Here is a 19,845-nt window from a genome sequence, read left to right on the forward strand (position 1 = left end):
ATCTTTCTGCTTCATGCTACACTAAAAAAGAAACGGAGGGAAATCAAGATGTTGACAACAGATCGGTTCTTTCACGGCCACGACAAGCAGACCGCTTTTTTTGAAGGCTGGTACCATAAGCACCAAATCGGTGAAGAAGTCTATGCTTTTATTCCAGGTCTTTCGATTCAAGAAGACGGGACCAAAGAAGTGTTCATTCAAGTGATCAATCACGAAGGGGCGCATTACTTTTCCTTTCCAGAAACTGATTTTCAGGTTTCAGAAGAGGAGCGAAAAGTAACGATTGGTGACAATATCTTTAGTGAAGCAGGCATCCAAGTCTCTTTAAAAAATAACGAACTTCAAGTACAAGGGTCAGTAAAGTATAACGACCACAAACCGATTCAGCGGACACGTTATGCGCCGAGTATCATGGGGCCTTTTTCGTATCTGTCATTTATGGAGTGCTACCACGGTGTCTTGAGCATGAGTCATACCTTAGAAGGTACGCTGTACTGGAACGAAGAACCAATCGATTTTACGAACGGGATCGGTTATTTGGAAAAAGATTGGGGAACCTCCTTTCCAGCAGCTTATATTTGGGTTCAGTGCAACAGCTTTGATGCGCCAGATGTTCGGTTCTTTTTCTCCGCAGCCGACATTCCCTTTGCTGGTTTTGCTTTTTTGGGAACGATTTGTGTTCTGCAAGTCGGCAGCCAAGAATATCGTTTTGCTACTTATCATGGTGCAAAGATTCATGATGTCAAACGCACGGAAGACCGTTTAGTGATCCATCTCAAACAAAAACAGTGGCTGCTGACGATCGAAGTTTTGACGAAAGAAGGCCATTCGTTGTTAGCACCTTCTATTGGACAAATGAATCGGATCATTCGCGAAAGCGCCAGTACGGAAATCACCTTGACCCTTTTAGAAAATGGGCAAGAGATCTTAAGGCAGACAGGGAAGTCGGCTGGTTTTGAAGAAGTAGCGAATTTGCGAGGATTTCACTATTAAAAAATGCAGAAAAATTGGTTTCTTTTGATATACTAGTAGATAGTTACTGCGAAAATACGTATATTTGGAGGGAAATGAATGGAAAAAATAACGAATGAGACACTGTTTGAACTGAAAACGATTGCGCAGCCTGCAGTGGGGCAAAATCAGGTTTTTTACTTGGAAACGGCAGTCAACCAAGAGACCAATACGTATGATTCAGCGATTTATAGTATTGACGCAAAGACCAACGAACGGCGTGAGTGGGGCACAGAAGCGACAACCCACAACAACCTAAAGGTCTCGCCAGATGAGCAAAGGCTCAGTTTTGTGACGACCGATCCAAAAAAAGGTGAAAGTACGTTATGGACGATGCCAGTGTCAGGCGGCAAGCCCCAAGCACTTGTCACTGAGAAGGGTCTGGGGGACTATTTTTGGAAGCAAGACGCAACGGCTATCTATTACCAGCTGGCACAAGAAGAGACAGTCTCAGAGGATCAAGCTGACAAAGAAAAGACGGACAAGCAAAAGGAATTTCCACAAGTAAAAGTTACTACGAAAGTCAATTACTTGGCGGATGGCGTCGGCTTTTTAAAAGAAAAAAAACATGCCATCGTCAAAAAAACGATTGTGACACAAGAAACGGAACTGATTTTTGAGCATGATTCTCCCTTTGTTTTTTCTGGCATCGCGGATGATCAGAAGACGTTGTTCCTCACCTTTGACAAAGAGGAAGAAGATGAATGGGACTATGGCTCGAAGGTTTGTCTCCTTGATAGCCAGACGAAAAAGACAGAAAGTTTAGAAAACATCCTGCCAGAAGGAACGTATGCTTTTGCTGCAGCGCGCAATGATCAGCTATTACTATTAGGCAATGATCTTTCCTATGGTTTTGTGACCTTGGATGATTTGTTTTTGGTCGACTTAAAAACAAAAGCGGTCAAAAATCTTTCCCAAGATCTTGACATCGCTTTTGGCAATGCGATCATCAGTGATTTTCAACAAAAAAATCGCGGCGTAGCGATCACCTGGTTGACGGATGACACATTCCTTGTTCCCGTAACGGAGCATGGCAAGCTACAATTGTACCGCGCCTCGATCCAAGGAGAATGGACCAAACTGCTTGATGAAAAAATGGATATCCTTGATGCGGCGATCTATTCGGAAGCCAAACTTGCTGTTGCTTATGCGACGCCAACGATCCCTAGTCGTTTAGGCTTGATTGACTTAACAAGTGGCGAAGTAACCGATCTATACGATCCCAACCAAGCAGTTATGTCACAGTTAGCGATCAGTAAACCCGAAGCATTTTGGTACGAAGGAGCAGATGGTTGGCAAATTCAAGGCTGGTATTTACCCCCGACCGAAACACAAGAAAGTCATCCAGCAATTTTGTACATCCATGGCGGTCCGCAAGTCTGCTACGGCGAAACATTTTTCCACGAGATGCAAGTCCATGCCGCTAACGGCTATGGGGTCATCTTGTTGAACCCTCGTGGCGGGCAAGGGTACGGGCAGACGTTTGTCAAATCGATTTTAGGTGATTATGGCAATAAAGATTATCAAGACCTATTGTTGGGGGTTGATGCCGTGGTGGCAAACCATCCAGAAATTGATACGAACACGATCCATGTAGCTGGCGGCAGCTATGGTGGCTTTATGACCAACTGGATCGTTGGCCATACCGATCGTTTTTGTGCAGCAGTTACGCAACGCTCGATCTCAAATTGGATCAGCTTTTATGGGACGAGCGACATTGGACCTGCCTTTGTCAAATTCCAATTGTTGCGGGAACTTGATGCGATCGAAGGACTTTGGAAGATGTCGCCTTTGGCCTATGCCAGCCAAGTCAAGACACCTACACTAGTCCTCCATGGGGAAAATGATTTGCGGTGTCCGCAAGAACAAGGTCAGCAGTTTTACATGGCGTTGCAACGTCAAGGCGTCGATACGAAGCTGATGCTGTTTCCTCAATCCTCTCATGGCTTATCACGCAATGGCTTGCCAAACCTGCGGATAGAACGCTTGCAGGCGATCAGTGAATGGCTTGCATCACATGAGAACAAATCAGTAAATTAACCGAATGAAATCACCTGATAAAGGATCACGACTTGGGCTTCTTGAAAAGCCCGACCAATGATTCCTTAAAGATCAGGTGATTTTTTTGCGCGATCAAAAGTTGCAGGTTCCTGTTATCTTGCCGCCAATAACAGCGACGATTGAAACCAAATTCATATGACGTTTTCTTCACTTGTTAAATAACAAAAAGAAGAAATAGTTTTGCTTGCTTCCTGTGTTTTAGTGTGATATGATACAAAACGTAATCGTTACACTTTAACTTTTTTTGGTGTGACGCAAGAGAAAGGAGCTGGTTATTATGAGAAACAATATTATTTTGGCATGTGTGGAGACAGGGGAAAGACTTTATTTGACCAATAAGAACCAGCGCAATACGCCGGAACGTTTAGAATTAAAAAAATATTCACCAAAGTTGCGGCGCAGAGCGATTTTTCGTGAAATCAAGAAATAGGAAGGAAAATAACTGAATGGCAAAAAAATCAAAAATTGCAAAATACAAAAAACAAGTACAACTGATCGAACAATACCGAGCAGTACGTCAAGAACTAAAAGCGCAAGGAGATACCCAAGCATTGGCCAAACTACCGAAGGATTCGAATCCGACTCGTTTGAAAAAACGGGATATGATCGATGGTCGTCCGCGCGGCTACATGAATAAATTCGGCATGTCACGGATCAATTTCCGTAAGCATGCACATCTCGGAGAAATTCCCGGCGTTACAAAAGCAAGCTGGTAACAGAAAGGAGTCAATATGGAAAAAACGGACTTGTCTAGTGCGTATCGACGTTTAAAGAGCCCGAACATCAAAACAAGGAAACGCGCATTAAAAATCATTCATGAATTTAAACGAAACAAACGAAAGAATGCATTGCAGCTGCGTGCATAATGAAAAAGTGAAAGAAAGTTGGAAATGACATGGCAGTACCTGCAAGAAAAACATCAAAAGCAAAAAAGAATAAGCGTCGGACCCACTATGGTGTCAAAGCACCAGCGATTTCGTTTGATGGGACAACAGGAACCTTCAAGCGCAGCCACCATGTATCTTTAGCAGAATATAAAGAACAGCACCCAATTGAAAAGAACTAGCGCCGTCTTATGACGCCGTCCAGAAAGCAGGGGGAAAAATGGAGATCATCTATCCGTCATTGATTGAAGAAGCCTACCATCATAGTAAAAAATTTCATCCTGAGATCACCAAAGAGGCCATCTATCGCCATTTTTACGAAGCCGGCTTGATCAAAGAAAACGGCGATCCGACGGAAAAAGCCTTGTCAGAAGGGGTCGTTAAAGATTATACTGAGGACTGGGATCTTACCTTTGAAGCGTTTTTAGCGATCTATCCGGTTTTTCGGTCCTTTGATCCAAAGCATTTCAAAAAAATCAATCATTTTTGGGAAATGGATTTGGCTTTGCAAGAAAAAATTCTTGACCAATGGGAGCAAGAAACCTTCACAGAGGAAGAGATCATTGATTTAACTGCCTTTTTTGAAGAGCGATTACCTTCCGAAAATGAACAGTGAAAGGCGTACATGTGATGAAAAAGACGATCCAGCCATTTTTAAAACTATTAAAGCCCTATGATTATCTATTGTTTGTTCTATTAGTTGTTGGCTCTTTTTTACCGCTTTTTCTATTTGAAGCGCAAGCCCAAAGTGATACTGGGGATCGTTATGCGATCGTGCGAATCAATGGGGAAGAGGTTGACCGTTTCAACTTGGAAGAAATCGATGCGATGGAAAAAACGTATTATCCAGCAGAAGGTCAGTACAATATCGTCGAGATCAAAGATGGTGCGATCCGAGTGCGTGAAGACAATAGCCCCGACCAAATTGCTGTCAAAACCAGCTGGATCTATCGCAATGGGCAGACGAGCATTTGCCTGCCTCATAAGCTGGTGATCGAGATCAAGCAAGCCGGTGCTTCTGACTATTTGATTTATTAATCGAACTTCGTGGTAGTTGGAAACTACACTATTTTGTGTTGGTGGGAAATCGTTGGATTTTCTACTGACACTTTTTTATTGAAAATAGAAAATAAGTGCGTCTAACTGGAGGCAATCTGTTGAACAAATCCTTTAAACCTAGAAAAACAGTTCAGCATTACGAAGTATTGGTTGTGTCTAAATCGCTTGTCCAATAAAGAGGAACGAAAACCCTAAAAATCCTTTTTTATGAAGGGCTATAAGTTGAAGATTTTTTTTATTTGCGATAGGCTATTAGTAAAGCATTCGGGAGATGAAAACACATGAAATTTAAATTGAATCTAAAAGAAAAAGTAACGGAAGTTGCAGAGCATGTCTATGATGTGGTGAAAAAGGAAGATTATGCGATTCGTGTGGCTCCAAAAGGAATCAAAGTAACGAAACAGCGCAAGACGAAAGACACGATCAAATGGCGTTCAAAGAATCACTAATTGAGGAATAAAAAAGAAACTGCATATTCGCAGCTTCTTTTTTTTATTCCTCAATCTCAATCCCCAAGACAGTCAGGTGGCCGTTTGCCACCAGTTTGATGACAAGTTTTGCTAGATGGTCGGGTGTCATCGTTGTTTCTGCCGTTAGCCACCAATGCAAGGTACCAACAAATATCGAGGTCATATAGTCAATGATGAAGTCTAAGGGCACTTCAATGTCTCCTTCGGTGATTCTTAACGTTGAAAAGATCTCTTGGTAACGTTCAGTCAAAATCAGGCCCAACTTTTTACGGATGATCTCAATGGCAGAGGCATCCATGATCGTCAAATAAAAGGAACGATTGTTTTGAATGTGTAAAAAAAGTTCGGTCATGGCCGCTTCGATTTTGCGGATTTTGATGCGATTGCCTTGAACAAAATCTTCAAAATCAAGAATCGCGGTAAATGATTCGACAGCCAAGTCAAATATCTTTTCATACAAGTCTTGTTTGTCTTTGTAATGGGCATAAAAGGTTGCACGGTTGATCATGGCTTCATCGGCGATATTTTGGACAGTCACTTGCTCGAAGCCTTTTTCTTCCACTAAGCGGATAAAAGCTTCAATAATGTACTTATTGGTTCGTTTGACACGTAAATCCAATTTTTTCATATTGTGAATTTCCTTTCAAAATAAACAACAAAAAACGGGTAATTGTTGTTTATCCCACACCTTCCTTAGAATTGTTTGTTGAATTATCAATCAAAAGAATTACAATGAACATAAGTATTATAACAAACGGCTTGTTAGATAATCAACAAAGTGTTGTTTAGATGGAGGCAACAAATGAAAAAATATAAAGCGGGTATCGATGTCGGGTCGACAACAGTCAAGATGGTTCTGTTAGATGAAGGCAATCAAACGTGTTTTTCAAGGTATGAACGGCACTATGCAGATATCCAGAAGGCAGCGGAAAAAATCATTAGAGAAGCGCAAGAAGTGATCGAAGATCAGCCGCTGGCGCTGGCGATTACCGGATCGGGTGGGATGGGTCTGGCGGAAGTTTTGCGGATCCCATTTGTCCAAGAGGTCATCGCTTGTACCAAAACAGTTGAGACAATGATTCCCGAAACCGATGTGGCTATCGAGTTAGGCGGCGAAGATGCGAAGATCACCTTTTTTGAAGGGGCATTGGAGCAGCGAATGAACGGCAGTTGTGCCGGTGGAACGGGTGCGTTTATTGATCAGATGGCGGTTTTATTGAAAACGGATGCCAATGGGGTCAATGAACTAGCCAAAGATTATCAAACTCTTTATCCGATTGCCTCACGCTGCGGGGTCTTTGCCAAAACCGATGTGCAGCCGCTGATCAATGAAGGAGCGGCAAAAGCAGACATTGCGGCGAGTATCTTTCAAGCGGTGGTCAATCAAACGATTGCTGGCTTGGCTGCTGGTCGTAAAATCAAAGGCAAGGTAGCCTTTCTAGGTGGACCGTTGACGTTTATGTCGGAATTGCGTCAACGATTTATCGATACGTTGAACCTGCAAGAAGCAGATATCATTTTTCCCGAGAACCCAGAACTGTTTGTGGCGATGGGGGCTGCACTATATGCAGAAGAAGAGCAACAGCTTTCCGTGCTATTAGCCCGCTTAGCCAACGGAGAAGATGGCAAACTCGCGCCAACTGATACATTAGCCCCATTGTTTAAAGACGAGGAGGAATTGACTGCTTTTCGTGCTCGCCATGCTCAAGCGGTGGCCACAGAAAAAGCGTTGTCTGAGCATACAGGCGCTACATATCTAGGCATCGATGCAGGATCAACCACAACGAAAGTGGTTTTGATCAATGATGCAGGGGAATTATTGTTTTCTTTTTATGGCAATAATGAAGGCGAACCGTTAGCGACAACGATGGCGGTTTTACAAGAGCTTTATTGTCAGATGCCTTCTGATGTTTACATCGCAAAGTCAACGATCACAGGTTACGGCGAGCATTTGATCAAACATGCACTGAAAGTCGATATCGGTGAAGTGGAAACGATGGCCCATTACAAAGCTGCCGAACATTTCCAGCCGGGGGTTGATTTTATCCTCGATATTGGTGGGCAAGACATGAAGGCGATGACGGTCAAAGATGGCGCGTTATCTTCGATTCAATTGAATGAAGCCTGTTCCTCAGGATGCGGCTCCTTCATTGAGACCTTTGCCAAATCTATGAATCAGGATGTCAAAGAATTTGCGTTGGCAGCGACAAAAGCCCAAGCACCGGTTGACCTTGGTTCGCGTTGTACCGTCTTTATGAACTCAAAAGTGAAACAGGTCCAAAAAGAAGGGGCTTCTGTTGGCGACATTTCAGCCGGCTTGTCTTACTCGGTCATAAAAAATGCTATTTATAAAGTGATCAAGGTTCGGCGACCTGAAGACCTCGGCGAGAAAATCGTCTGCCAAGGAGGGACTTTCTATAACGAAGCGGTTCTGCGCGCGTTTGAATTGATCAGCGGCCGTGAAGTCGTTCGACCATCGATCGCCGGTTTGATGGGGGCATATGGAGCTGCTTTGATCGCTTTAGAAGAAGCAGCCCTTGACGATGTTAGTACGTTGTTGTCTCAGGCAGAAATGGCCGATTTCCAAGCAGAAAAAGAATTTACGAATTGCGGTCTATGCGAAAACAATTGCTTGTTGACGGTGACCCTCTTTTCTGACGGTCGAAAATTCATAACCGGGAATCGCTGTGAACGTGGTGCGCGAATCAAAATCAAGAAAGAAGACCGCAGAATCAATCTTGTAGATGAAAAATATCGCCGCTTGTTTAAGTACCGTTCCTTACGTAAAAAAGAGGCCGTCCATGGCGAAATCGGTCTACCAAGAGTATTGAATCTTTATGAAAATTATCCGCTTTGGCATACCTTTTTCACCAAGTTAGGGTTTCGAGTAAGCTTGTCGCCACGTTCCAACAAAGAACTATATGAGCAAGGGATCGAAACGATTCCTAGTGATACGGTTTGTTACCCAGCCAAACTAGCCCATGGACACATCCAAGCACTGATCGATCAAAACGTACCGTTGATATTTTATCCAGGGGTCATTTTTGAGCGATTAGAGAACACTGCCGCTGAGAATCATTTTAACTGTCCGATTGTGCAAAGCTATCCAGAAGTGATTCGTAACAACGTCGATGCGATTCGTGAAGGGGCGGTTGACTACCGCTGTCCGTTTTTGAATTTGGCGGATGAAGCCTCAATGGTCAAAACTTTAACGAGTACTTTTCAAGATTTTGGTTTTGTAGAAGAAGAAATTGCCCAAGCCCTACGCAGCGGTTTCGAGGAGCTGGACCAGTTCAAGGCAGATATTGCGCAACGGGGAGAAGAAACGCTACGTATGCTGATGACGACCAATCAAAAAGGGATCGTTTTATCTGGAAGACCGTATCATTTGGACCCTGAAATCAACCATGGGATTGCAGAAGTCATTACCCAAGAAGGCTTCCATGTATTGACTGAGGACAGTATTGCTCATTTAGCAAATGTCGGCGCTCTGCGGGTTGTGGATCAATGGGTCTATCATTCGCGATTGTATGCGGCAGCTCGAGTGGTCGCGAAAAACAAACAATTAGAACTGGTTCAATTAAACTCATTCGGTTGCGGGATCGACGCAGTCACTACTGATCAAGTCGAAGAGATTATGGCGCAGTATGGGAAGTTATATACGGTGTTGAAAATCGATGAGGGAGCGAACCTTGGGGCAATCCGGATTCGGTTGCGTTCCTTGAAAGCAGCAGTCAACGAACGGGACAAACAGCACTTTGTTCCTAAAAAGCAATACGAGGAACCGGCAAAGATTATTTTTACCAAAGAGATGCGCAAGCAGCACACGCTCTTATTGCCGATGTTGAGTCCCATCCATCAAAGCGGGTTAGTCGATTTGGCTTTGCAAGCTTCTGGGTATCAAGTGGTCTGTCTACCTAGTGAAGATCGTGAGGCGGTCAATGTCGGTTTACGCTTTGTCAATAATGATGCGTGTTATCCGGCGATCATTTCCATTGGACAGCTAGTGGAAGCATTGCAAAGCGGAAAATATGATGTTGAAAATACCAGTGTTTTGATGACCCAGACGGGCGGCGGGTGTCGTGCAACGAACTATATTCCTTTGTTACGTAAAGCACTGAACGATGCAGGATTCCCACAAGTGCCGGTGGTATCTATTTCGATGGGCAACACCGGGGTTGAATCAAATCCGGGCTTTCGCTTTACCTTACCGATGATGAAGCGTTTGGCGGTGGCATTTTTATACGGAGATCTCTTTGAACGGGTCGTTTATCGCACCCGTCCGTATGAGCAAGAAGCAGGGGCTGTCGATCGGCTCCATCAAGAATGGCTGGAAAAAATTGCCAAAAACGTTCGTAATGGCTCCTTCAGTCTGTTTAATCGCAATATGAAAAAAATCATTCAAGCCTTTGATCAAGTTCCCCTAACAGATATCAAGAAGCCGCGTGTCGGAGTCGTGGGAGAGATTTTAGTGAAATATTCACCGACAGCTAATAACGATGTCGTTCGCCTGTTAGAAGCAGAAGGAGCGGAAGCGGTCGTACCGGATATTGTCGGCTTTATGAATTATTCCCTTTACAATCAGATTTGGCGCTACGAGCATTTGGGGATGGCGAAGAAAAGTAAAATGATCGCTGATTTTGCGATCATGGCGATTGAAAGGCTCCAAAAACCGATGGATAAAGCACTGCGGGCGTCAACGCGTTTTGATGGTATCCATTCGATCCATCAGCTTGCGGAGCAAGCGAGCGAGATTGTTTCCATCGGCAATCATACGGGAGAAGGCTGGTTCTTGACCGGTGAGATGATTGATCTGTTGGAAAATGATGTCAACAATATCATTTGTCTGCAACCATTTGGCTGCCTGCCTAACCATGTAGTAGGAAAAGGTGTTATGAAAGAATTACGTCGTCAATACCCACAGGCGAACATTGCAGCGATTGATTACGATCCAGGTGTCTCGATCGTCAATCAATTGAATCGTATCCGCTTGCTGATGGCCACTGCTAATAAAGCGCTGGCTGAATAAATTCCCAAGTCAGCGACCGAACCAATTTAAAAGCAAAGAAACTGCTCTTGTTTGGACAATTTGTGATAACTTCTTTTTCTGCCTATAAAATCGGGAAAGAATTCGCACAAATTGAGAAAAACAGAGCAGTTTTTGCTTTTTTTATTAGCTATTTAGGTATATACCAGTTATAATAGGAGGGGAACGGAGGAATGTGTAGTGGTGGAAAAATTACCTGTTTATATCCAGATTCATGATCAAATTAAAGCCAATATTGAAAACAATACATACAAAATCGGGGATCGTCTGCCTTCAGAACGGGAGTTGTCGAAACAATTCGGCGTGAGTCGCATGACGTTGCGACAAGCGATCCAAACCTTAGCAGATGAGGGGATTCTTGAGCGTAAAATCGGTTCCGGCACTTATGTGGCTCGCCAAAAAGTACAGGAAAAAATGACGGGCACGACGAGTTTTACCGAAATTATGAATTCTCTTGGTCGTAAGCCTTCTAGCAAAGCGGTCGCTTATTTCTTAACTGCACCTAGCTCCAGTGAAATGGAAAAGCTGCAATTAGAAGGTCACGAAACGATTTTACGGATGGAGCGGATTCGGTATGCGGATGATGTGCCGATCTGTTTTGAAGTCGCGAGTATCCCTGAAAAGTTTATTCATGACTTTAGCAAGGAGGAGATCATCTCTTCCCTCTATAAAGTGTTGGAAGAAAAAGGACAGCGGAAAATTGGCGGCGCTTCGCAAACGATCTCAGCCATGGTCGCTTCCGAGCAAATTGCTGATTACTTACAAATCAAACGCGGCGATGCGATTTTACGTATGCGGCAAATCACTTCATTTGAAGATGGTCAACCATTTGAATACGTGCGCACCCAATATGTTGGTAATCGTTTTGAATTTTATATGGAAAAATAACCTGTCTATTCCAATTGGCAACAAAAAGACCAAAAAAGCCGAAAGGACCTTACGAGCGTATCTGCTGTTGCTTAGCGTCGCTGGGTGTATGACCGTTTCGGCTTTTCAAATATTTGGGCTTCCTGCATTGGTTGTAGCAAACTTGGCAGCGTCCTCCTTGAGGAAAAGAGCACACACTGGAAGGTCTTTAGTAAGCTGGCTTACTCTGTTGACTGCTCGATCAAGCGTTCTACATATTCGGTAGTCCCTCTGGTCAATTGCACTTGACCTTGTAGCAAATCGATCAGAGCGGCTTCTTGGTCAGCAAGTACTGCTTCAGGAATCATTAAGGTGACAACGATTTTCTCCGTATAAGCAATATCTTTTATATAGATATTCTGCAGGTCTAAGTAGTTTTGGAGCTTGCCTAAAAGGGGATACTCGATGGTCAAGGCAAGTTCTTGATGCAAAATACCCTCGACGATTCCTACCTCTTTGATTCCAGCAGAGGCCGAACTTGAATAAGCGCGAATCAATCCACCAGCACCCAGTTTCGTTCCACCGAAGTAGCGGGTAACAACGGCGATCACATTGATCAGTTCGTTTTTCTTTAACACTTCTAAAATCGGTACCCCAGCGGTGCCGCTAGGTTCACCATCATCACTGCTGCGTTGGATCTCATGGTTTTCACCCAATACATAGGCGCTGCAATGATGATTTGCCTTCCAATGCTCTTTCTTGAGGGCTTGAATAAACGCTTTGGCTTCGTCTTCTGATTGAATTCGTTTTAATGAACAGAGGAAACGCGATTTTTTGATTTCTATTTCTGTTTCTCCGTCTTGTCGAATCGTTCGATAAGTCACGCGTACGATCGCCTCCTTTATGTTTCTAGTATAGGCAATCGGAAGGAAAGTTACAAATAGAAGAAAGAAACAGGTACGAACATAGACCCTAAAAAGAGGAGGCATTTGCTTTGGGTAGACGCAAAAAGTACGATACGATCACTCACTATTTAAAGAACAACGGCGGTTCGCAAATCACCTTAACGTTTACGCAGTTTGATGAATTTCTTTTCCCCGCATCCGGTTTGCCCAAAAGTGCCCGCACCAGTAGCGATTGGTGGGCGAATGATTACCGCCATCCAGAAAATGGGGCGTATGCGTGGCTGAATGCCGGCTACGAGGTAGTCCTCGTCAATTTAAAAAAAGAGTATGTCGTTTTTAATCGTTTAGTAAAATCAAACTGGTTGCTGGATAGAAAGCGTTGACAAATTTCAAACTTGTTCTATACTAGAGATAGGAAATGTTATCTTATTCTTAAAATTCAAGGAGTGTTCGATATGGCGAAAAAAACAATTATGTTAGTTTGTTCTGCAGGAATGAGTACAAGCTTATTAGTAACAAAAATGCAAAAAGCAGCTGAAGCAAAAGGATTAGAAGCAGATATTTTTGCAGTTTCCGCATCAGAAGCAGATCAACATTTAGAAAGCAAAGACGTAAATGTTTTATTATTAGGACCACAAGTTCGTTTCATGAAAGGCGATTTTGAGAAACGTCTAGCGCCAAAAGGAATTCCATTAGAAGTAATCAACATGGCAGATTACGGCATGATGAACGGCGAAAAAGTCTTAGATCAAGCCTTGACATTGATCGGCGAATAAGCAAGACCTGCTGTTAAATGAACGATAGATTCTGTAACCGGTTCAAGTACTTTTTGAAAAGTACTTGAACCGGTTTTTTTGCGTACTTAAAACTGAGGTGTATTTTATGAATCGTCAAAAAGGAAAACAATATTTTGTTTTAGATGAAACAATGAGTGTAGGAAAACCCTTTGATTCTCGACCGGCAATGCTCGAGCAGGGGAAGAGAATCGTTTGTCAGCGTTGCGGATCTTCCCACCACAAGCCGTCGGTGCAATTACCGATAGGCAGCTATTACTGTCCAACTTGTATTCGCTATGGTCGGATCACATCAGGTGGCCAACTTGTAATTCAACAAACGGATCTTCCAGCCTTTGATCACAAGATCGTTTGGCCAGGAGTGTTGACTTCGTTTCAGCAAAAAATTTCTCAGCAACTAGTAGCAAATTGTCGACAAAAGAAATCGTCTCTTGTTTGGTCAGTCACGGGTTCAGGGAAGACCGAGATGATCTTTGAAACGATCCGCCACGTACGGCAAGAAGGTGGTCGTGTGGCGATCGTCTCGCCACGGATCGATGTCTGCCGTGAACTGTTCCCCCGGATTCAACAAGCGTTCCCACAAGAGGAAAGCCTGCTCCTTTATGGGGAATCAGAAGAACCTTATCGTTATACAACGATCCTTATTGCCACCACTCATCAGCTACTGCATTTTTATCGCAGCTTTCAACTGATCGTGGTAGATGAGGTAGATGCATTTCCCTACGAGGGCGATACGCAGCTGCGTTACGGATTATACAATGCCTTGGCAGAAAACGGGTGTCTGATCTATTTAAGTGCGACGCCTTCAGAACGGCTGCTGCAAGAAATTCGTGGAAAATTCGCTGTGTTGAAAATGCCGTTGCGGTTTCATCAGCGTCCGCTGATCGTTCCCAAACCTATTCATTATAGTCGCTGGGCGCAGGCTTATCGCAAAAAACGTTGGCTGCGACCATTGCTACAGCACTTGCAGCGGTTGGTTAAAAAAAACTTTGTCTTGGTATTTTGTCCAAGTATTCAGCTGATGAAGGAAATGGAAGGGGCTGTCCGCAGGCAAGAAGCATCATGGCTCATCACTAGTGTTTCTTCACAAGATGAAAAACGGAGGGAAAAAGTCCAATCGGCGCGCAGCCAAATGTACAAGGTGTTGTTTACAACGATGATTTTAGAACGAGGCGTAACGTTTGAAAATGTCTCAGTGGTGGTACTAGGAGCCAATCACCCGGTCTTTACAAAATCGGCGTTAGTACAAATCGCTGGCCGTGTCGATCGCAAAGGTGCGTTTACAGAAGGGGAAGTCATTTTTTTCTACGACCAAATGACAGAAGCGATCCGTCAAGCAATTAAAGAACTCAATGAGATGAACCAATTAGCAAGGAGCTGGTTGACCGATGGAGTGTAGTTGGTGCCAAATATTTTTTCCAAGAGAGGTAACGATCATTGAGCTGTTGGCTCCTTGGCGCATCCCCGAAAAAGAATTATGTCCACAATGCGCTCAGCGATTTACCGTGATCGATTGGCAAAGCTGCTGCCCAACATGTGGCAAAAAGGATACCATTTCCTGCAGTGACTGTCTCTTTTGGGCGAAAACCTGTCCCATGATCCATTTGCAGCATCGGGCACTGTTCGCTTACGATCAAGGGATGAAGGCGTGGATTCACGAATACAAATTAATGGGAAACTATCAGTTGCGGGAGACCTTTGCTGCGGCCATCAGACAAAAGATCAACAACTTTGAATACGATTGTTTGATACCCATCCCGCTATCGGCAGAACGTTACCAGCAGCGAGGGTTTAATCAAGTGACCGCTGTGCTGGACGCAGCCGGAGTCAAGTCGCAAGAATGGCTGGATAAAGTGGTTGATACCGCACCACAAGCTCAACGTTCTCGCAAGCAACGATTAGAGGAGGCCCAACCTTTTGCGGTGAAGCCGGATGTAGCATGTGAAATTAAAGGGAAAAAATTATTGTTGATCGATGATGTTTACACTACCGGTAGAACGTTATATCACGCAGCTGAAGCATTGCAGACCTTTGCCCCCCAGTCGATTCGATCCTTTTCCTTTGCCCGTTGAATCGTTATTTTGAAAACGCTTAAAGAAAATTGTTCGATTTACTAGGCAAATGACCAAGAGTTCGATATAATAGAGTTAAGAAGAAGAAAAGAGTGGTCCTTTTCCTTCTTTACTGGTAGACGAAAGGGGTAATTTTTATGTTTAGATATAATGTGCGCGGCGAAAATATCGAGGTAACAGAAGCGATCCGTGATTACGTCGAGAAAAAAGTAGGTAAATTAGAACGTTATTTTAATGATGTGCCGGAAGCAACAGCACATGTTAATTTGAAAGTATATACTGAAAAAACAGCAAAAGTAGAAGTAACGATTCCTTTACCATTCTTAGTTCTGCGTGCGGAAGAAACCTCACCTGATCTATATGCTAGTATCGATTTGGTTGTTGACAAATTGGAACGCCAAATCCGCAAATTTAAAACAAAAATCAACCGCAAATCTCGTGAGACAGCGTTGGTTCCGCCAACAGATGGTGATTTGTTCACAACTGAAGCAAATGATGAAGAAAACAATGGTTCTGAATTAGACATCGTACGTACAAAACGTTTGTCTTTAAAACCAATGGACAGTGAAGAAGCTGTTTTACAAATGAACATGCTTGGACACAACTTCTTTATCTTTGAAGATGCGGAAACGAATGGAACGAGCATTGTGTATCGTCGAAAAGATGGCAAATACGGGTTGATCGAAACAGATTAACAAGTGTTGAGTCTTTTTCTCGACACCCCAAAAAGTCTTTTTTGACAGAGTAGCTGAGAAGCTGCTCTGTTTTTTTATATTGTCTATAGAGGGAGAAATTCTTTTTATATCTAAATCCTTTCAAGTTATCTTTTAAATTAATGTGTTATACTATAGATGAAATAATACAAGGAGAGTGAATCATGACTACGCTAGCAGATGTTGCTAAAAAAGCAAATGTTTCCGCAATGACCGTTTCTCGAGTGATCAATCATCCGGACAAAGTAACTGAAGAGTTAAAGGAATTAGTTCATCAAGCGATGCTTGAATTGGATTATCAGCCGAACATTGCTGCCAAATCATTAGTTTCCAAGCGTTCCCATATCATCAAAGTGTATATCTTAGAGGAGATGGATACGACAGAACCTTACTATATGAACTTATTGGTTGGGATCGCTCGTTCTATCGGTAAAGCACACTATTCTTTGCAGCTGGTTACGACTGACGGGGTGGATCGTGGCCCAGCAGATGGCAGTATCATTACGGGCTTTCGGCAGGCTGACATGGACTGGATAAGAAATTTAAGGAAGCCTGTGGTGTTATTTGGTGAAAATGAAGCGGGGTTCAGTTTTGTCGACAGTGACAACTACCAGGGAATCGTTTCTGCATGCAAACATGCTATCGAGGCCGGCTATCAACAATTGGTCTATATTGGTTTAGAGTTGGAAGAAGCGTTTACGAAAAGCCGAGAAAAAGGATACATAGATACAGTCACAAAAGCGGGACAAGCACCAAAAATCTATCGTTTCGACAATCGCTCTTCCGCCGCCCGCAAGTTTATCCAAACGCAGAATGAGCATTTAGTGAAAAACACTTGTTTTATCTGTGCTACTGATCGTTTAGCCTTAGGCATTAATCAAGGCTTGCAGTCGATCGGAGTGGAGGTGCCAGCTGATTTTGGGATCATCGGCTATGATGGCGTATTCCTTGATCAGGTAAGTTCGCCAAAATTGACAACGATGAAGCAAGCCATCGTGGAAATGGGGGAAGCTTGCGGCGAATTATTGATCCAAAAAATCGAACATAATGATACAAGCCAGCGACAACAGCGCTTTTTACCTCAACTGGTGGTTCGTGAATCCACAAGGTGAAAATTAAGCAAATGGTTGCGCAATTTCTTTTTGATTCTTCGATATCTTAATTTAAAGGCTTTTTCTATTTTTGTTATCGCTAACATTTAGAAAAGGTTTGCCATTTTAAGAAACCGGTTGCATAATGGAGTTACAAATTGCAGGAGGTAAAGAGGATGAAAGTGAATTGGAAAAAGGCAGCTTTAGGATTAGTTTCAGGAAGCGCATTGTTAGCGCTTGCGGCATGTGGTGGCAACAGCGGTAGTACCGATGGTAGCAATGCAGATGCAGGTTCAGGTAGCGATGAAAAAACGATCACGGTCTCTGTAGGCGCAGACTATATTGATTATATCAATGAAGTGAAATCTGACTTTGAATCTGAAAATGATGTGACCATCAACGTTGTAGAAATGGACATGTTCGATCAAATGGATGCGCTTCAATTAGACGGACCTGCTGGCAAAGGACCCGACGTTACGATGTCTCCTTATGACCGCGTGGGTCAAGTAGGATCGCAAGGGCATTTGGCAGAGATGACTTTGCCAGATGATGGTCGTTACAGCGATACAGACAAGCAACAAGTGACGATCGATGATAAAATCTATGGCGCACCAGCAATGATTGAAGCGGTTGTCATGTTTTATAACAAAGATTTGATCGATGAAGCGCCAGCAACATTTTCTGATTTAGAAGAACTAGCAAAAGATGATCGTTTTGCAGAAGGCGATGACAATGTTGGCTTCTTAGCTCGCTGGACAGACTTTTATTATACGTATGGTCTATTAGCTGGTTATGGTGGTTATGTCTTTGGGGATGAAGGAACAGATCCATCTGATTTAGGGATCAACAATGAAGGTTCTGTTGAAGCGATCACCTATGCAACAGATTGGTTCCAAAATGTTTGGCCGCAAGGAATGCTGGACGTATCAGCCAACGAAAACTTGATGTTGGATTACTTCAACCAAGGCAAAACAGCAGCTATCATCTACGGCCCATGGGGCGTGAACGGCTTTGAAGAAGCAGGGATCAACTATGGCGTAGCGAAAATCCCAACATTGAGCAATGGCAATGATTATGAAACATTTGGCGGAGGAAAAGCGTGGGTTGTTTCCAACTACTCACAAAACAAAGACGTTTCTCAACAATTTGTCGAGTATTTGACCAACGAAGCCAATCAAGAGAAATTGTATGAAATGCGTCATGATATTCCAGCAAACATTATGGCTCAAGAAACAGTCGCTGCTTCTGATGATCCAGTAGCAAAAGCAGTAATCGAGCAATACAGTGTTTCACAACCAATGCCAAATATCCCTGAAATGTCTGAGGTTTGGGTAGGGGCTGAAAACATGCTATTTGATGCAGGTTCAGGTAATATGACTCCTCAAGAAGCAGCGGATAATGCTGCCAAAACAATCGAAGAAGCGATTGAGCAGAAATATTAATAAATAGCCGATTACGGTCTGTCATTCATGTCGACGATTCTATAGAGGATGTTTGTCAAAAGGATTCCTTGCAACGTAGCACGCAAGAAATTGCTTGATGAGATTGATTTCTATGGATCGTCGGCCGCTTGGCAGACTTTCGATTTTAAGGAGGATACATATGAGGACGAATTCAAAAGCCATGCAGACAGCGCTTCTTTCAATCATCCCTGGGGTGGGACAATTCAAAAATGGTCAGAAATTTAAAGCGGGACTCTTTTTTGCGGTCTTTCTAATTTTTCTTGGCGAAATGCTTTTGTTCGGTGGACAAGCATTATATAATTTTGTCACACTGGGATCCGTACCGATGGAACACAATTCTTTGTTCTTGTTGATCGAAGGAACGCTACAGGTCATCGTTACCGTTATTTTCATTATCTTTTGGGTTTTAAATATCAAAGATGCCTATCAAGTTCGCCAAAGTATTGAAAAAGGGTTCCCGGTGGCAGTTACGAGAAAAGAGTTTTTCAATAAATTGTATGAGGATGGTTTCGCTTATCTATTGACGATCCCAGCCTATCTGGTGATGATCGTAGCAATTATTTTTCCGGTAATGGTGACACTCTTCATGGCGTTTACCAACTATGATTTTCGACATATTCCGCCAGCAAACTTAATCGACTGGATCGGTTTTTCGAATTTTACGAATATCTTCACCTTAAGTTCTTACCGCGACACCTTTGTAAAAGTGTTTAGTTGGACGGTGATTTGGACCGTTTTAGCAACTACTCTGCAAATTACCTTAGGAATACTGACAGCAGTTGTTGCCAATCAAAAATTTGTGAAGTTCCGTCGGGTCTTCGGGGTGATTTTCTTACTTCCTTGGGCGGTGCCAGCGTTCATCACGATCATGAGTTTTTCGAACATGTTTAATGATACCGCTGGAGCAATCAATACTCAGGTGATCCCGCTATTGAACAACTTGCCTTTTGTTGATATTGGCAATATTGCTTGGAAAACCGACCCGTTTTGGACAAAGACGGCGATTATTTTGATTCAAGGGTGGTTAGGTTTTCCATATATTTATGTCATGGTCTCAGGGATTTTACAATCCATTTCTGAAGATTTATACGAAGCAGCCAAAATGGATGGGGCAAATGCGATTCAGCGTTTTCGCAATATTACGTTGCCGGCGATCTTTTTGGTGGCAGCACCAACCTTCGTTACGCAATACACAGGGAACTTTAATAACTTCTCCATGATCTATCTCTTTAACGAAGGTGGTCCAGGAAGTTTAGGCGGAAATGCCGGTTCGACAGATATTTTGATTTCATGGATCTACAAATTGACGACGGGTGGCTCGCCACAATATTCGATCGCATCTGCATTGACCTTGATCATTTCCTTTGTGGTGATCTCCATTTCATTACTGGTGTTTAAAAAGACGAATGCATTTAATATGGAGGACTGA

At 43.1% G+C, this 19,845-nt stretch carries 21 protein-coding genes; 19 read left to right on the forward strand and 2 right to left on the reverse strand.

Features of this window, described 5'->3' with window-relative positions; translation table 11 throughout:
- The first annotated feature begins 48 nt into the window (after window positions 1–48).
- From IGI78_RS04465 to IGI78_RS04505, 9 genes are all read left to right on the forward strand, one after another.
- A complete protein-coding gene (locus IGI78_RS04465) occupies window positions 49–993 on the forward strand; it encodes a tocopherol cyclase family protein (protein ID WP_195265996.1) in 945 nt (314 codons plus the stop codon).
- A gap of 78 nt (window positions 994–1,071) precedes the next feature.
- A complete protein-coding gene (locus IGI78_RS04470; protein ID WP_200125944.1) occupies window positions 1,072–3,051 on the forward strand; it encodes a S9 family peptidase in 1,980 nt (659 codons plus the stop codon).
- 298 nt (window positions 3,052–3,349) lie between these two features.
- On the forward strand, window positions 3,350–3,502 hold the full coding sequence (gene rpmG, locus IGI78_RS04475; RefSeq protein ID WP_005225339.1) for a 50S ribosomal protein L33: 153 nt from the start codon (window positions 3,350–3,352) through the stop codon (window positions 3,500–3,502).
- A gap of 16 nt (window positions 3,503–3,518) precedes the next feature.
- On the forward strand, window positions 3,519–3,788 hold the full coding sequence (gene rpsN / locus IGI78_RS04480; protein ID WP_077453549.1) for a 30S ribosomal protein S14: 270 nt from the start codon (window positions 3,519–3,521) through the stop codon (window positions 3,786–3,788).
- Window positions 3,789–3,803: 15 nt separating this feature from the next.
- On the forward strand, window positions 3,804–3,938 hold the full coding sequence (locus IGI78_RS04485) for a putative metal homeostasis protein (RefSeq protein WP_005237325.1): 135 nt from the start codon (window positions 3,804–3,806) through the stop codon (window positions 3,936–3,938).
- A gap of 29 nt (window positions 3,939–3,967) precedes the next feature.
- Window positions 3,968–4,138 (forward strand): 50S ribosomal protein L32, encoded by a 171-nt coding sequence (gene rpmF / locus IGI78_RS04490; RefSeq protein ID WP_077453548.1) that lies wholly within the window; start codon window positions 3,968–3,970, stop codon window positions 4,136–4,138.
- A 38-nt stretch (window positions 4,139–4,176) separates the two neighbouring features.
- Window positions 4,177–4,572 (forward strand): hypothetical protein, encoded by a 396-nt coding sequence (locus tag IGI78_RS04495; protein WP_077453547.1) that lies wholly within the window; start codon window positions 4,177–4,179, stop codon window positions 4,570–4,572.
- Window positions 4,573–4,586: 14 nt separating this feature from the next.
- Window positions 4,587–4,994: a NusG domain II-containing protein gene (locus IGI78_RS04500; RefSeq protein WP_005237322.1), complete on the forward strand. Its 408-nt coding sequence runs from the start codon at window positions 4,587–4,589 to the stop codon at window positions 4,992–4,994.
- Window positions 4,995–5,296: 302 nt separating this feature from the next.
- On the forward strand, window positions 5,297–5,464 hold the full coding sequence (locus IGI78_RS04505; RefSeq protein WP_005237320.1) for a hypothetical protein: 168 nt from the start codon (window positions 5,297–5,299) through the stop codon (window positions 5,462–5,464).
- A 43-nt stretch (window positions 5,465–5,507) separates the two neighbouring features.
- Here IGI78_RS04505 and IGI78_RS04510 read toward each other — a convergent pair whose 3' ends face one another.
- Window positions 5,508–6,113 carry a TetR/AcrR family transcriptional regulator gene (locus IGI78_RS04510; protein WP_005237309.1) on the reverse strand — a complete coding sequence of 202 codons (606 nt, stop codon included), beginning with the start codon at window positions 6,111–6,113 and terminating at the stop codon, window positions 5,508–5,510.
- A gap of 174 nt (window positions 6,114–6,287) precedes the next feature.
- On the opposite strand from IGI78_RS04510, the gene IGI78_RS04515 reads away from it, so the two are divergent.
- Entirely contained in the window at window positions 6,288–10,514 is a 4,227-nt protein-coding gene (locus IGI78_RS04515; RefSeq protein WP_195265993.1) for a 2-hydroxyacyl-CoA dehydratase, read from the forward strand.
- Between the two features lie 198 nt (window positions 10,515–10,712).
- A complete protein-coding gene (locus IGI78_RS04520; RefSeq protein WP_005228765.1) occupies window positions 10,713–11,420 on the forward strand; it encodes a GntR family transcriptional regulator in 708 nt (235 codons plus the stop codon).
- Window positions 11,421–11,620: 200 nt separating this feature from the next.
- Here IGI78_RS04520 and IGI78_RS04525 read toward each other — a convergent pair whose 3' ends face one another.
- Window positions 11,621–12,262, reverse strand: coding sequence for a YigZ family protein (locus tag IGI78_RS04525; protein ID WP_195265991.1), 642 nt, complete (start codon window positions 12,260–12,262; stop codon window positions 11,621–11,623).
- Window positions 12,263–12,372: 110 nt separating this feature from the next.
- Here IGI78_RS04525 and IGI78_RS04530 point away from each other — a divergent pair, with 110 nt between their 5' ends.
- The 8 genes from IGI78_RS04530 (at window position 12,373) to IGI78_RS04565 (ending at window position 19,845) form a co-directional block, all read left to right on the forward strand.
- Window positions 12,373–12,666 (forward strand): DUF7662 domain-containing protein, encoded by a 294-nt coding sequence (locus tag IGI78_RS04530; RefSeq protein WP_005237305.1) that lies wholly within the window; start codon window positions 12,373–12,375, stop codon window positions 12,664–12,666.
- 72 nt (window positions 12,667–12,738) lie between these two features.
- Window positions 12,739–13,059: a PTS sugar transporter subunit IIB gene (locus tag IGI78_RS04535; protein ID WP_005228768.1), complete on the forward strand. Its 321-nt coding sequence runs from the start codon at window positions 12,739–12,741 to the stop codon at window positions 13,057–13,059.
- A 106-nt stretch (window positions 13,060–13,165) separates the two neighbouring features.
- The gene (locus IGI78_RS04540) at window positions 13,166–14,476 is read left to right on the forward strand and encodes a DEAD/DEAH box helicase (RefSeq protein WP_096742352.1); all 1,311 of its coding nucleotides are present in this window, start codon (window positions 13,166–13,168) and stop codon (window positions 14,474–14,476) included.
- Complete coding sequence (locus IGI78_RS04545) at window positions 14,466–15,149, forward strand: ComF family protein (RefSeq protein ID WP_077453544.1); 684 nt, start codon at window positions 14,466–14,468, stop codon at window positions 15,147–15,149. Before IGI78_RS04540 ends, IGI78_RS04545 begins: the two co-directional genes overlap by 11 nt.
- Before the next feature lie 137 nt (window positions 15,150–15,286).
- Window positions 15,287–15,844 carry a ribosome hibernation-promoting factor, HPF/YfiA family gene (hpf, locus tag IGI78_RS04550; RefSeq protein ID WP_005237301.1) on the forward strand — a complete coding sequence of 186 codons (558 nt, stop codon included), beginning with the start codon at window positions 15,287–15,289 and terminating at the stop codon, window positions 15,842–15,844.
- A gap of 182 nt (window positions 15,845–16,026) precedes the next feature.
- Window positions 16,027–16,974, forward strand: a complete 948-nt coding sequence (locus tag IGI78_RS04555) for a LacI family DNA-binding transcriptional regulator (protein WP_140965685.1) — start codon at window positions 16,027–16,029, stop codon at window positions 16,972–16,974.
- 155 nt (window positions 16,975–17,129) lie between these two features.
- Window positions 17,130–18,395 carry an extracellular solute-binding protein gene (locus IGI78_RS04560; RefSeq protein WP_077453542.1) on the forward strand — a complete coding sequence of 422 codons (1,266 nt, stop codon included), beginning with the start codon at window positions 17,130–17,132 and terminating at the stop codon, window positions 18,393–18,395.
- A gap of 160 nt (window positions 18,396–18,555) precedes the next feature.
- Complete coding sequence (locus IGI78_RS04565; RefSeq protein WP_077453540.1) at window positions 18,556–19,845, forward strand: carbohydrate ABC transporter permease; 1,290 nt, start codon at window positions 18,556–18,558, stop codon at window positions 19,843–19,845.

The sequence above is a fragment of the Enterococcus sp. DIV1767 genome (assembly GCF_050542585.1).
Classification (GTDB): Bacteria; Bacillota; Bacilli; order Lactobacillales; family Enterococcaceae; genus Enterococcus_D; species Enterococcus_D innesii.

Bases quoted from the DNA above. Each gene is read 5' to 3' on its own strand.
- IGI78_RS04485 (WP_005237325.1), top strand. From the start codon at position 3,804: ATGGAAAAAACGGACTTGTCTAGTGCGTATCGACGTTTAAAGAGCCCG.
- IGI78_RS04470 (WP_200125944.1), top strand. From the start codon at position 1,072: ATGGAAAAAATAACGAATGAGACACTGTTTGAACTGAAAACGATTGCG.
- hpf (WP_005237301.1), top strand. From the start codon at position 15,287: ATGTTTAGATATAATGTGCGCGGCGAAAATATCGAGGTAACAGAAGCG.
- IGI78_RS04560 (WP_077453542.1), top strand. From the start codon at position 17,130: ATGAAAGTGAATTGGAAAAAGGCAGCTTTAGGATTAGTTTCAGGAAGC.
- IGI78_RS04500 (WP_005237322.1), top strand. From the start codon at position 4,587: ATGAAAAAGACGATCCAGCCATTTTTAAAACTATTAAAGCCCTATGAT.
- IGI78_RS04540 (WP_096742352.1), top strand. From the start codon at position 13,166: ATGAATCGTCAAAAAGGAAAACAATATTTTGTTTTAGATGAAACAATG.
- IGI78_RS04495 (WP_077453547.1), top strand. From the start codon at position 4,177: ATGGAGATCATCTATCCGTCATTGATTGAAGAAGCCTACCATCATAGT.
- IGI78_RS04505 (WP_005237320.1), top strand. From the start codon at position 5,297: ATGAAATTTAAATTGAATCTAAAAGAAAAAGTAACGGAAGTTGCAGAG.
- IGI78_RS04565 (WP_077453540.1), top strand. From the start codon at position 18,556: ATGAGGACGAATTCAAAAGCCATGCAGACAGCGCTTCTTTCAATCATC.
- IGI78_RS04465 (WP_195265996.1), top strand. From the start codon at position 49: ATGTTGACAACAGATCGGTTCTTTCACGGCCACGACAAGCAGACCGCT.
- rpsN (WP_077453549.1), top strand. From the start codon at position 3,519: ATGGCAAAAAAATCAAAAATTGCAAAATACAAAAAACAAGTACAACTG.
- IGI78_RS04535 (WP_005228768.1), top strand. From the start codon at position 12,739: ATGGCGAAAAAAACAATTATGTTAGTTTGTTCTGCAGGAATGAGTACA.
- rpmG (WP_005225339.1), top strand. From the start codon at position 3,350: ATGAGAAACAATATTATTTTGGCATGTGTGGAGACAGGGGAAAGACTT.
- rpmF (WP_077453548.1), top strand. From the start codon at position 3,968: ATGGCAGTACCTGCAAGAAAAACATCAAAAGCAAAAAAGAATAAGCGT.
- IGI78_RS04510 (WP_005237309.1), bottom strand. From the start codon at position 6,113: ATGAAAAAATTGGATTTACGTGTCAAACGAACCAATAAGTACATTATT.
- IGI78_RS04515 (WP_195265993.1), top strand. From the start codon at position 6,288: ATGAAAAAATATAAAGCGGGTATCGATGTCGGGTCGACAACAGTCAAG.
- IGI78_RS04555 (WP_140965685.1), top strand. From the start codon at position 16,027: ATGACTACGCTAGCAGATGTTGCTAAAAAAGCAAATGTTTCCGCAATG.
- IGI78_RS04545 (WP_077453544.1), top strand. From the start codon at position 14,466: ATGGAGTGTAGTTGGTGCCAAATATTTTTTCCAAGAGAGGTAACGATC.